This is a genomic window from Brevundimonas sp. TWP3-1-2b1 (assembly GCF_049896165.1).
In the GTDB taxonomy this organism is placed as follows: domain Bacteria; phylum Pseudomonadota; class Alphaproteobacteria; order Caulobacterales; family Caulobacteraceae; genus Brevundimonas; species Brevundimonas subvibrioides_B.
The window spans coordinates 1-12,655 of record NZ_JAFCTT010000026.1; the positions used below are offsets into that span (position 1 = coordinate 1).

Annotated in this window: 8 protein-coding genes and 3 pseudogenes; 3 read left to right on the top strand and 8 right to left on the bottom strand. The window is 64.0% G+C overall.

Annotated elements, in window-relative coordinates; genetic code table 11:
- Positions 1 to 253 precede the first annotated feature (253 nt).
- Positions 254 to 1,840: a DHA2 family efflux MFS transporter permease subunit gene (locus tag ACP7AB_RS16510; protein WP_425993049.1), complete on the bottom strand. Its 1,587-nt coding sequence runs from the start codon at positions 1,838 to 1,840 to the stop codon at positions 254 to 256.
- A gap of 169 nt (positions 1,841 to 2,009) precedes the next feature.
- Here ACP7AB_RS16510 and ACP7AB_RS16515 point away from each other — a divergent pair, with 169 nt between their 5' ends.
- Both ACP7AB_RS16515 and ACP7AB_RS16520 read left to right on the top strand, forming a co-directional pair.
- Positions 2,010 to 3,062, top strand: coding sequence for a type III polyketide synthase (locus ACP7AB_RS16515; RefSeq protein WP_425993047.1), 1,053 nt, complete (start codon positions 2,010 to 2,012; stop codon positions 3,060 to 3,062).
- Entirely contained in the window at positions 3,059 to 3,559 is a 501-nt protein-coding gene (locus ACP7AB_RS16520) for an isoprenylcysteine carboxyl methyltransferase family protein (protein ID WP_425993045.1), read from the top strand. Before ACP7AB_RS16515 ends, ACP7AB_RS16520 begins: the two co-directional genes overlap by 4 nt.
- 410 nt (positions 3,560 to 3,969) lie before the next feature.
- Here ACP7AB_RS16520 and ACP7AB_RS16525 read toward each other — a convergent pair whose 3' ends face one another.
- From ACP7AB_RS16525 to ACP7AB_RS16535, 3 genes and pseudogenes are all read right to left on the bottom strand, one after another.
- On the bottom strand, positions 3,970 to 5,076 hold the full coding sequence (locus ACP7AB_RS16525; RefSeq protein WP_425993043.1) for a Fic family protein: 1,107 nt from the start codon (positions 5,074 to 5,076) through the stop codon (positions 3,970 to 3,972).
- Positions 5,077 to 5,428: 352 nt separating this feature from the next.
- Positions 5,429 to 6,802 (bottom strand): cytochrome P450, encoded by a 1,374-nt coding sequence (locus ACP7AB_RS16530; protein ID WP_425993041.1) that lies wholly within the window; start codon positions 6,800 to 6,802, stop codon positions 5,429 to 5,431.
- 571 nt (positions 6,803 to 7,373) lie between these two features.
- Positions 7,374 to 7,842, bottom strand: a pseudogene (locus ACP7AB_RS16535) (IS6 family transposase).
- Between the two features lie 146 nt (positions 7,843 to 7,988).
- Here ACP7AB_RS16535 and ACP7AB_RS16540 point away from each other — a divergent pair.
- Complete coding sequence (locus tag ACP7AB_RS16540) at positions 7,989 to 8,642, top strand: helix-turn-helix transcriptional regulator (protein WP_426046193.1); 654 nt, start codon at positions 7,989 to 7,991, stop codon at positions 8,640 to 8,642.
- A 453-nt stretch (positions 8,643 to 9,095) separates the two neighbouring features.
- On the opposite strand, the gene ACP7AB_RS16545 is transcribed toward ACP7AB_RS16540, so the two are convergent.
- The 4 genes and pseudogenes from ACP7AB_RS16545 to ACP7AB_RS16560 form a co-directional block, all read right to left on the bottom strand.
- Positions 9,096 to 9,776 carry a TorF family putative porin gene (locus tag ACP7AB_RS16545; RefSeq protein WP_425993037.1) on the bottom strand — a complete coding sequence of 227 codons (681 nt, stop codon included), beginning with the start codon at positions 9,774 to 9,776 and terminating at the stop codon, positions 9,096 to 9,098.
- A gap of 6 nt (positions 9,777 to 9,782) precedes the next feature.
- Positions 9,783 to 11,861: an ATP-binding protein gene (locus tag ACP7AB_RS16550; protein ID WP_425993035.1), complete on the bottom strand. Its 2,079-nt coding sequence runs from the start codon at positions 11,859 to 11,861 to the stop codon at positions 9,783 to 9,785.
- A gap of 302 nt (positions 11,862 to 12,163) precedes the next feature.
- A pseudogene (locus ACP7AB_RS16555) lies at positions 12,164 to 12,430 on the bottom strand (transposase); the annotation flags it as partial.
- Between the two features lie 153 nt (positions 12,431 to 12,583).
- Positions 12,584 to 12,655 (bottom strand): annotated as a pseudogene (locus ACP7AB_RS16560) (ATPase); the annotation flags it as partial.

Below are 12,655 nucleotides of genomic sequence, written 5' to 3' on the forward strand. Positions count from 1 at the left end.
CCTGCTCCCGCAGGATCCCGATGATCTGCTCTTCCGTGAACCGTGATCGCTTCATTCTGTCCGTCCTTTCGAGGGGCGGACTCTAGCTATTCCTGGAGGAGTTTCAGGGGGTCACGTCATCCGCAAGCCACCCCGAGCAGAACTGCACGATGTCTGCTTGCGGCACCCGCCATCGACGCAAGGTCCGCTATCGGGCATCAGGCTAATGGCCGAGCCCGACCCAAAGCGAACCTCGTGCATCAGAGGGGCCGGCTCAGAATAACCCCCTTCTCCTCTGCAGTCGGGGCTCATAGGAGGGCGATCGAGATGGATCTCGCTTGGCAAACGGGACGGTACAGAGCGCCAGAAGGGTCAGGATGGCGATCATGGCCCACGCTTCGTTGATGGCGTGAACCAGCGCCAATTTCTCCACGAGAGGGGTCAGCGCCATGGTGGTGGCCGCGTCGACCGGCTGTCCGATCCGGCTGACAAAAACGGAGGCCGGAATACCGAGGGCCTGGGCCGTCTCTACGTCGCCGGCCTGGAGGCGCGCCACGATCTCGCGGCCGAGGACAGGTGCCCGGCCATAGATGACGGTGTCGATCAAGGCCAGGCCGATGGCCCCACCCAGATTGCGCATCAGATTGAACAGACCACTCGCGTCGGGCAGCTGCGACGCCGGCAGATGGCCGAGGGCGAGACGCGTCGGCGGCAGCAGACACAGCATGATCGCCACGCCGCGAAGGATCTGGGGCCACAGCATCTCATCAAAGTCGGTCGAGGGGGTCTGAAAGGCGCTGAGGCCCAGCCCGATTGCGAACAGGGCGAAACCCAAGGCGGTCATCCACCGGGCGTCCATCCGGCGTTCCATGACCACCGCGACCGGCGCAGTCGCGAGCTGGGCGAGGCCCGTGACCAGCATGATCGAACCGATCGCCAGCGGGCCGTGCCCGCGCACGAAGGCCAGAAACACCGGCATCAGATAGACCGATCCGAACAGACCTATACCCAGGACAAAGCTCAGGACGCAGCCGATGGCGAAACCGCGGTTCGACAGCGTCCTCAGCTCGACCACCGGATTGACCGCTCCAAGCGTCCGCCGAACGAAGGCGAGGCCAGAGGCGATCGTCAGAGCGGCCAGTCCGATCACGAGCGGCGAGGCCCATCCGCGCTGCGGCGCCTCCTTAAGCGCGATCTCCAGCGCCGCCAGCGCCAGGGCCATGAGGATCAGCGACACAAGATCCAGCCGGCGCACCTCGCCCGGGTTCGAACGGTCGTGGGGCAGGAGCCATACCGCCAGAACGGCGCAGACGACCCCGGGTCCCAGATTGATCAGGAACAACCAGTGCCAGGAGTAGGTCTCTGTGATCCAGCCGCCGACGATCGGACCTACCGTGGGCGCCAGCACCGCCATCACGCCCGCGATCGTCGTCGCAATGCCCTGGCGGGTCTCGGGGAACAGCAGAAAGACGGCCGCGAAGACCCCGGGGATCAGGGTTCCGCCGGAAAACCCCTGCACCACCCGCCAGAAGATCAGTGTGTTGAAATCCTGGCTGAGCGCGCAGCCCAGAGAGGCCAGGCTGAAGACACAGATCGCGGTCACGAAAAGCCAGCGCATGGTCAAGGCGCGGGTGAGGAAGCCGGTCAGGGGAATCGCGATGACCTCGGCGATCAGATAGGCCGTCTGGACCCAGCTCATCTGGTCCGGGGCGACGCCGATCGCAGCCTGGATCGTCGGCAGGGACGTCGCCACGACCTGGATGTCCAGAATGGCCATGAACATGCCCACGCACATGACGACGAAACCCGTCCAGAGGCGGATGACGTTTTGGGCGGGTGCGGGTGTGAGGCTGGCCGACATCGAAGCTTCCGGACAATCGAACGGGACGGCGTAGGGAACGCAGCCCCCCCTGCGCGATAAGGTCACGCTCGACCTCTGATGGGAACTGCGACACACCGGTATCGGTTATAAAGATCACCGCCCGGCGTCGACTTCCAGCCGGAGGCCGGTCCAGCGGTTGGAGTTGCCGATGACCGCACCCGTCGCCCTGCTGTCCATCGGGACGGCCGACGCTCCTTACAACATGCCCCAGACCCAGGTCGCCGCAGTGGCGCGGCAACTGTTCCAGGACCGGTTTCCGCAGTTCGACCGGATGGCAAAGGTGTTCGACACTGCGGGCATTCGCCATCGGCAGTCCGTCATGCCGATCGACTGGTACATGACCCCGCGCACCTGGCCCGAGCGGACCGACGCCTATGTGGCCGGGGCGGTCGATCTGTTCAGCCGTGCAGCAGAGAGTGCCCTGGAGAACGCCGGGCTGACCGGTCCCGAGGTCGACATCATCGTCACCGTCTCGTCCACGGGCATTGCCACCCCCAGCCTCGAGGCCCGCGCCATGGCGCGTCTGGGATTCCGCCCGGACGCCGAGCGAATTCCGCTCTTCGGCCTTGGCTGCGCCGGGGGTGCGACCGGGCTGGCGATCGCCAGCCGGATGGCCCGGGCCAGCCCGGGGGCCGTCGTCCTGCTGGTCGCGGTCGAGGTCTGCACCCTGTCGTTCCGGATGGAAGACCTGACCAAAGCCGACATCGTCGCCACCGCCCTGTTCGGCGATGGCGCAGCGGCCTGCGTCCTGCGCTGCGGCGAGGGCGGCTTCGCCCATGTCGAGGCCACGGCGGAACACACCTGGCCCGATACGCTCGACATCATGGGCTGGCGGGTCGAACCCGATGGTCTCGGCGTCATCTTCGCCCGCGCCATCCCCCCCTTCGCCCGCGAGCATCTCCGGCCCGCCATGGATTTGATGCTGGCCCGCCACGGACACCGGGTCGAGGCCGTCGACCGGTTCATCTGCCATCCCGGGGGCATGAAGGTGATCGACGCCATGGAGGCCGCGCTTTCCATGGATCAGGGCGCGCTGGACCATGAGCGGACCGTCCTGGCCGACCATGGCAACATGTCCGCGCCCACCGTGCTGCATGTTCTGGATCGCGCCCGGGACGCCGGCCTGCCGCCGCGGTCGGTCGTGACCGCCCTCGGCCCCGGCTTTACCGCCAGCACAGTGACGCTGAGCCGCGCGGCGTGATCACCTCGATCGTCATTCTCGCGCTCGTGACGGCCCAGCGGCTGGGAGAACTTGTGCTCGCGCGCAGCAACACCGCGCGACTGATGGCACAGGGCGGGGTGGAAACCGGAGCCGCCCACTATCCCCTCATCGTGGCGCTCCATGCGGCCTGGCTGGCAGGCCTTTTCCTGCTGGCCTGGGATCGGCCGGTGAACTGGTACTGGATGGGGCTTTTCGTCGTTCTCCAACTCGGCCGCGTCTGGGTCATCGCCTCACTGGGCGCGCGCTGGACGACACGGATCATCACTGTACCCGGCGAAACCCTGGTCCGCCGCGGCCCCTACCGGTTCGTGACCCATCCCAACTATGTCGTCGTTGCCGCTGAGATCGCCGTATTGCCATTGGCATTTGGTCTGTCCGCCTTCGCGGCGGCCTTTACGGTCCTCAATGCGGCAGTTCTCGCGATCAGGATCCGAGCGGAGGCTGGAGCCTTGCGGGGACGCGCCGGGGTCTCGTGAGACTGACGCAAACACAGCTCCCGTCCTGGCGAGAGGACGTCCGTTTTGCGCCCCCCTGTCTTTGTTTTGGTGCAGGCGAGCCTTCGGCAATGTGACGCATGGTGTCCGCTTTCCACCCGAAAGAGACCTTCGGAAGGTCCGCTTTCAGCCGGTGCGGTTGGTCTTTGGAGCGATGTTGAAAAGCGGACAATCCGCACCGGCGCTGCGAGTCAGACTCGGTCATTCCCGCCCTGCCCGCTTTGCGCCTAAGCCCCATTCCGCGAAATGGCGCCGCGAGTTCGAATGCGACGCGGCCCAACCTGCCCGCGCGCATGGGCCAGGAGAAGGCGTTCGGGAATGGGCGCGCAAACGGGCCCCAGGATGATCAGGCGGTCGGCGTTGTACTCTGGGGATGGCACCATGATGGTTCGCTAATCCAACGCCAACGAATAGCTGGTGCTTCGACCGCCTGCTCCACCCCTGACCAACACGCCCCGCGCAACGAGATCGCTGATGTCGCGAAGCGCGGTGTCGGACGAGGTCTTAGCGATCACCGACCATTTGGCGTTGGTGAGTTTCCCGTCGAAACCGTCGAGCAGCAGGTTGAGCATTTTGCGCTGTCGCTCGTTGAATGCCGCCTGCTGATGGCGTTCCCAGAAGCGCGCTTTGGCCAGCACGTTCGCCAGAATGCTCTCGGCTCCCTCGAAAGCGCGCTCCAGGCAATCGAGGAACCATTCCAGCCACGCCGTGATGTCGAGGTCGCCTTTCTGGGTGGTCTCCAAGAGGGTGTAGTAGGTTTTGCGCTCCAGACGGATCTGCGCCGACATGCTGTAGAACCGCTGCGGACTATGTTCCGAGCGTGCCAGGGCCATATCGGCGATGGCGCGGGCAATGCGCCCGTTCCCATCCTCGAACGGGTGGATGGTGACGAACCATAGATGCGCCAGCGCCGCCTTGATGACCGGGTCGGCGGCGTCCTTGCCCTCGAACCAGGCGAGGAAGGCATTCATGTCGTACTCGAGCCGATCGGCCGCCGGTGCCTCGTAGTGAACCTTCTCGCGTCCGAACGGGCCGGACACCACCTGCATGGGGGCCGAATCTGCGGTACGCCACGCGCCGACGGTGATCTTGGTCATGCCGCTGCGCCCGGTGGGAAACAGCGCGGCATGCCAGCCAAACAGGCGTTCGGCGGTCAGGGGCTGGGCGTAGTTCTGGGTGGCGTCCAGCATCATTTCAACGACGCCTTCGACATGCCGGTCGGTCGGCGCTAGGGCCCCGATATCCATGCCAAGGCGGCGTGCGATGGAGGAGCGCACCTGCTCCTTGTCCAGGACTTCGCCTTCGATCTCACTGGATTTGAGAACGTCTTCGGTAAGGGTCGCAAGAACGGCCTCGGCGCGAAGCTGGAAGCCGAGCGCCGCCATATGGCCAATGAGCAACCCCTGCCTGCGACTGAGTCCCGACATGCGCTCGGCGAGCCTCAGCCCGTTCCAATGGAACGTTGGCCAAGTGTCGAGCTCATGGATGTAGGTGGTCATAATCCCCGCGTCATCTGCGGTGAATATGCTCGAATTCACCGCAAAAAGCAAGGTTATTCACCGCACGCCATGCAGCGAATAACGCTCATATTCACCGCCCGCGGGGGCCATCGGCCATCTCAAACAAATCACGACACTCGAGTTTTGCGCCACACGCCATACCGTGACATTTTCCAAGTTTGCTGTTGGAAAATCTCTGCGTTCCTCTTGATGTACTTTAGTGCCGACATTTCCGTGGCCTATAGCGACCCAAGTAGCTGCTATTAGAATCTTACTCGCTCCGGCCTGAGTGGAATCAGAGAATTTTATCCTGACAACACCGGTTTGTGACGGTCTTCAGTTCGGCCCGGAGCTAGTTCGCGCGGCGCCGGATCCGCAGCTTCATCGGCTTGCTCGGCCTTAGGGTGACCCTCTGGGTCGGAACGGGTTCGGGCCCTGACGTCGGCTCGATCTCGGCCTCACGCAGGATGGTCGCCAGGGCGATCACCGCCTCTTGTACGGCAAACGCGGCACCGATGCAGACCCGGGGCCCGGCGCTGAAAGGGAGATAGGCGTAGCGGTCGATGGATTTCCGATTTTCCGGCAGGAACCGCTCCGGTTGGAACGCCTCCGGATCCTCCCAGAGCAGGGTGTGGCGATGCAGGATCCAGGGCGAGATGACGACTGCAGTCCCTTCCTCGATGGCCTGGCCGTTGATCACGTCAGGCCCCAGGGCGCGACGTGCCATGGTCGGGGCGGGAGGGAACAGCCGCATGGTCTCGTCCAGAACCGCCCGCGTCCAGGGCAGGTCGTCGGCCCAGTCAGGTCGGGATACATCCAGCAGCAGCGCCTCGGCCTTCAACCGCTCAAGAACGTGGGGGCTGCGCGACAGGAGATGCAGCGTCCAGCCGAGGGCCCGGGCCGTTGTTTCATGACCGGCCAGAATAAAGGTCAGGATGTTGGCGGCGACCTCGTGATCCGTCAGGCCGCCGGTCTCGTCGTGGGTCGACAACAGGGCGGTCAGCAGATCGTCGGCGGCAGGGGCTCCAGAAGCGATCGCAGCGCGACGGGCGGCGACCAGCGACGCAACCCGACGCTCGAAGAACAGGCCGCTGTCTCCGCTCATCAACCGCCCGAGACGCGGGATCCAATGCGGCGCGCCCAGCACATCCAGAGGGTCGATGCGGGCCCCGATGTCGAGAAACCGGTTCAACGCCGCCTCGAAGGCCGCCGCATCGTCCTGGAGATCGTCCGAGAACATCGTGGCGGACAGGATTTCGAACGTCAGCGTCGACATCTGACTGTCGACCTCAAGCACCCCGGTCGCCGACCCGAGGTTCCAGGTCCTGACCCGGGCGGCGCAGACCTCGGCCATCCGCGCTGTCAGAGCAGCCATGCGGGCCGGGGTGAACAGGGGTGCCAACAACCGGCGTGCCCGCCGCCACTGATCGCCTTCGGTCAACAGCAATCCATCGGCCAGCAGCGGTCCCAGCACGATGCGCTGCAGACGCCCCTTCTCATAGTTCGCCGCGTTGTCGGTGAGTACGTGACGCACCCCCGCCGGCGTGTTGACCACCAGAACCGCACCGAAACGGCTGCGGCCGAACATCTGGGGCTCCTCGAAATGGCGCCTCGACCAGATCAGAAGCGGATCACGCCAGCTCTGATACAGAAACGGCACCAGCGGCAGCGGCTGCGCCCGCCGCGGGGGCGACCAGGGCCGAAAGACGGGGTCCGCAAGGGTCATGGCCGAGGCTCGTCAGGTCCGGGGAGGAGACCATCGCCACCCTTGTATCACGTCGGGGCGGCCGGTCGGCGCTGTCAGGGAAGCTTTCGTCGTCCGAGAAGCCCCTACCCCCGGGCCCGATCAGGCAACGGCGGCCGCCCAAACGGCATTGATCCTCCCTCGTTTCGGTAGATACGCATGCCTCCTTCGGGAGGCGGCCTTGCGCCTAAGCCCCATTCTAGGAGGGCCAATCTGCCGAAGCCGGACTGGAGGCAGGAATCTAGAGTTCGGATAGCGCTCGACGAACGGCCTCGGGCTCGCGCTCGATGACCTTGAGCAAGGTTCGGGAGGCTGGGTCAGGCTGACGCCGCCCCTGCTCCCATCCTTCCATCGTCCGGGCAGGTATCCCAAACTGCTGCTCGAAATCCCTTGGGCTCTTTGCAACCGCCTTTCGGATCGCCTTGACCCGAGCGGTCGGCATCGGGTCGACAAGCCGGGTCGGCAGGGCGATCTCACCTCGGCGATGGGCAATGGCCTCACGGCGCTGTCAGGGAAACTTCCGTCGGCTGAAAAGCCCCCTGCCCGTCTAGATTCACGCAACCGCTGCCGCCCAAGCGGTCTCCGCCTCGGCGCGGAAGTGGCGAAGTGTGGGTCTGCTGATCAAATGGCGCTGGATGCTGAAGGTGTTGTAGATCGCCGCTTGGGTGGTGAGGAATCTCTGGGCTGAGGCTTGTGATTTGAACCGCTGCTGCTGGCGCTCTCGTCGTCGGATCGTCGACGGCGCGCCACAGGTACATCCGCTTTCCGCCGATTGAGCAGACCATCTCATCCAGGCGCCAACGAGGAGTCGGCGGCCACCGCCGCTTTTTCAAACGCCGGGCGATCAGCGGCCCAGACTTGATCGTCCAGCACCGTATGGTCTCATAGCTGACGTCCACACCGCGAGCCGCCATGAGCTCCTCGACGTCTCGAAAACTCAGGCTGAAGCGGAAGTACAGCCACACCACATGGCGGATCACGTCCGCCGGAAACCGGTGGCGCTTGAACGAAATCGGCTTCACAATAATCCATCCCCGACAGCGACTTACGCCGATTTTGCCGGAGACCTTTTAGCGTTCGCCTGACAGCACCCTGTCTGACCAACCTGGTCAAGGAGCGTGATTTCGGCGTCGGTTTCGCCGTGAACCGTTCGCCGCTGGAAGGCGGGATGAGCATTCGCCAGCAGCGCGAGTTCTCGATCCTCTCGCATCACATGCGCCACGCGGTCCGCGTCCAGGAGATGCTCGAGAACCAGTCCGCGCTGATCGTCTCCGGACTGTTGGAGCAGATGGAGACGATCGGGTTCGTCTGCTTCCGCGACGGTCGGATCGGGGCCATGAGCCCAAAGGCCGAGCAGTTGCTGGTCGACGGCGACCGCCTACGCCTTCGCCACGGGGCGCTGTGCCCGACGCACGGCGGTGCGGCTGCCTTGGGCGCGGCGATCCAGCAGACGTTCAACGGTCTCGTCAGTGCGCCGGTGGTCGTGCGCAACGCGGAGGGCAAGCGCCCGCTTGTGATCGAGGTCGTGCCGCTGCCGTTCGAACGGCACATGTCGGCCTTGGAGGACGCCGTGCTGGTCCTCGTGCGGGATCCGGGCCAGGCGGAGCGCAAGCGGCTGGCCAGCGCGACCATCATGTTCGGCTACACCACCACGGAGGCCAAGGTCGCAGCTGGCTTATTGGCAGGCCGGTCCCCCATGACCGTCGCCGCCGAACTGGGCGTCGAGATTGCCACGGTGCGCAGCCACATCCGTCGCATTTACGAAAAATCCGGCGTCTCCAGCCAGCTGGAGCTCACCAGTCTCCTCGGGTCACTCCGGTAGTGTTGATCGGTGTTGAAGGCGGGACCCCACCTGATATGAGGTAACAAATTGAATGAGCTCAATATCTCGGGGCGAGACGGGGGCCCGACAGACGCCTGTCAGCACACGCGCCAACGTATTATTATATAGCGAAGTCAACCACCTAAACTTCTATCTCGATGGGGTCCGATTTCGGCGTCGATCCACATCCTAAGTTTGCCGCACGACAGAAGCTCCTGAACGGCGTCACCTCGTTCGCGAACCGCATTGGGGCAGTCATCGCGACTGCGTGAGCAGGGTCAGGAATGTCGGCTGTGCGACGGGTATAAGACCCCTTCCGGACGCTCGAAACAGCCGATCACCGGACGGGATCTGTTCAACAGCAATCAGTTCCCTCTGTCGGCGATCGGTCAGACTGGGTCCTTGTTGAGGATGAACATGCGCAGCAACTCGTTCGGTCGCCCTGATGGCCTGCTAGAAGTTGACGAACACGGACGCGACAGCTTGACCATTGTCGGCATCGCTGTCGGTCCAGGACAGATCAAGGCTCACCCGCCCCAGGTCTCGCGCGACGCCAACCGACCAGTCGGTCTTTCCATCAGGGGCGAATGCGCCGTCCTCATACCCGACACTGCCCGTCAACGACACCGGCCACGACGGGGGCGCGTAGGTCAGCGACGTCCAGCCATAGCGGTTCTCCTCGTCGCCCAGAGTTGCCTGAGCAGGCGCCAAGGCCACGCCGATAGCCCAGCCGAGCGATTCGTAAGTCCGGCCAATCTGCAGCGGGAACTCCACACAGTTCACGTCGTCCCCGTCTGGGTAGCGGTAGGCGCTGGCGGCGACATCGACATCGAAGCTACCCACCTGGCCCGCCCAGCCCAGCGTCCCTGTGATCTCCACCTCGGCCCCGTCACCGTCCAAGCCGACGCCATACTCATCAATCGTGGAGACGAAAACGTCGCCATAGAAGCCGGAAGCGTGACCCGCTGTCAGCCAGGCCTGAAAGGCCGGTCGTTCATCGGAGAGCGAATAGCCACGGAATCGATAGTCGCTGACGACACCCACCGTGCCAGTCAGCGACCAGTCAGAGGTTTGCGCCCAGGCCGGAAAGGCGAAGCAGGAGAGGCCCAAGGCCACGAAGATGGACTTGTTCATGGGTCCTCAGGCGGCGGCTGCGGCGTGGTGCGGGGATGTGGCGAGTATGTGGTCGATCGCTTCGAGCAGTTGGGCTGGTCGGATCGGCTTGGAGAGATGAAGATCGGCGCCGGCCGCCAGACTTCGGTCGACGTCGTCCGGCATTGCATTGGCGGTCAACGAGATGACGGGTGTGCGCAAAAGCCCATGTGCGGCCTCATGAGCACGCAGGAGCCGGGTGGCCGTCAGGCCGTCCATCTCAGGCATCTGAACGTCCATCAGGACGATGTCGAAGGCGGAAGCGGTCAAGATATCGACGGCCTCCCGTCCGTTCTCGACCAGGGTCAGGGAGATGCCGAGAGGTTCAAGGATCATCGTCACGACCTGACGATTGATGGCGTGATCGTCCGCGTAGAGCACCCGCAGCGAGCGGCCGTCCCCGTCAAAACAGGGGGCCGCCGGCTCCGACACCATGACCTCGGCGTTGCCGATCCTCGGCAGGGCCAGATGGGCGAAGAAGGTCGATCCCTTCCCGGGAACCGATCGCACCGCGACCCGCCCTCCCATAATCTCGGTCAAGGATGCGCAGATCGCGAGACCGAGCCCGGTGCCGCCATATCGCCGGCTGACGGACACATCCGCCTGCTCGAACCTCTGGAAGAGCCGGGCGGCAGTCGCCCGGTCAAAGCCGACGCCCGTATCGCTAACCGACAGACAGAGCCCCCTATCCCCATGCAGCCGGGCGGTGACCTGGACCCCGCCGGTTTCCGTGAACTTCACCGCATTGCTGATCAGGTTGGATATGACCTGGGATACGCGCGTCCGATCGCCCAGATAGACCCCAGAGGCATCATCTTGGATCGTCAGTCCGAGCGTGATGCCCTTGGCGCCTGCAGCCGCACCATGAAGCTGAGCGGCCACCTTCAGCAACTCGTCCAGTTCAAACGGCGCAGCCTCAAACTTCAGCAGTCCCGCCTCGATCTTGGCGACATCCAGAATGTCGTTGACCACATGTTCGAGTGTGTGACCCGATGAGATGATCGTGGCCGCCATTTCGCGGCCACGTGCATCCGTCTGGTGGTCCCGCAGAAGTTCAGTCATGGCGATGATGCCGTTCAACGGCGTACGCAGCTCGTGGCTCATATTTGCGAGGAACTGAGACTTTGCCGCATTGGCGGATTCCGCCTCCGCCAAGGTGCGGTCCAGAACAGCTTCGTTGTAAGCCAGATCTCGAATGAGCCGGTAGACACGGAAGCCGCCTGTAGCCAGCGCGGCCAGCGAGAGGGCGACCATGATCGACAGCGCCGGAATAGCATCGACTAGCAGTGAGGCCCCCGGCCGATCCGGGGTCCAATGAACCGAGCCCAGCAACTGCCCTGAACTGTCCATGAAGGGAACCGACGCCTCGGTCAGCTTTTCATCTGCTCCCGCCAGCCTCGGGGCGGTCAGCATCAGATCGGTTTCGAGCGAGGCGACGAAGGTTCGAACCGAAACCCCTGACACAACGAAGGGGCTTGGCGTGCCCGGCCGGTCATTCGCGGCATCTTCAGGGACGACGCTGGAGACGGTGATGAAATACGGCTCGTCGCCTACCATCACTGAGCCTTCTCGGGTCACGACGGCGTCTAACCCATATTTGACGGGGCCGGCCGGCTGGGCATCGGCGCTGCGGCGGAGCTCGGCGACGATGGGCCTAGCCACTTCAAGCAGCTCCGCTTCGGTCTCGGGGGATGTCTCCTCGCTTTCGCGCGAGGCGTGGATAGCACGCCCCGCCCCATCGAACACGACGGTCACCTCATGCTGCATATAGTCGGCGTAGTAGTCGCCGTAGTTGACCTGCATCCATTCCCGGTCGCCAGCCAGAGTCTTGGCGTAAGCCTCGTTCCAGACACTTGCCGACAGAACATCATCGCGCAGGCGTTTAAGGCGCCGTTCGACCCTGCGGTCGACCAAATCTGACTGGGTGCGGACGGTCTGCTGGTCGATAACGGAAGCGGAATAGGCCACCATTCCGCCGACGCTGATCATGAGCGCCGACACCGCGATCACGGCGAAGACCAGAATGCGCAGCAGCTGCGCGCGCGATAAGGCCGATTTCTCTGACATGGTCCGCTCCCAGCGAACAGCGTCCCATGAGTCCTCTTAAAGGCAGGTTTAAGTCTGCGACTTTCCCTCGCTGCTCTTCGTTGCGACAGCGGGTCCGGTCCCCACCCCTATCCGCAGTTCGAAGCGTCCGATTTCGGGCATCGGGGCTGGATGTCCGATTTCGGGTCTGATGCCAATGTCGTGGTCCGACCGAGGCCGTGGAAAAACGCGTTTTGAGATTGAGGGTCAGCGCGACGACGTGTTCGGCGTCGCGCGAGCCAGAGGGCTGACCGCAGGAATGAGGCGCTGATTGAGCGGTGCGATCAGGCCCTGATGGCCTGCATCAGGGGGATGACCCCGAAGATCTTGATCATCCGCTTGATGTTGTAGGCCAGGACGTGGAGGCTCATCTCGGTTCGGACCTTTTCGAGGGTCCTGGTCAGGAAGTGGGTGGCCCCCCTCCAGGCCTTCAGCGTGCCGAAGGGATGCTCGACGGTCTGTCGTCGGATTTTCATGGCGTCGGGCATCTGGTCGAGCCGCGCCTGCATTGTTTCCAGCACGGCCTCATGCTCCCAGCGTGTCAATCGGCGTCCAAAAGGGCCCCCCTATAGGCGTGCAATAGGGACCCCCCTTTTGGTGTTCGGGATGGACGTCACGAGCGCACCGCTTGCGAGGGTTGGGGCGTAGGAAGGGCGAAGCCCGACTGGAGGCTCAACCCTCGCTTGGCGTTCTTCCTGGTAGGGTCAGCTGCGGTGTTTGAAGCGCCAGCTGTCGTTGCCGGTCTCGACGATGTCGCAGTGGTGAGTGATGCGGTC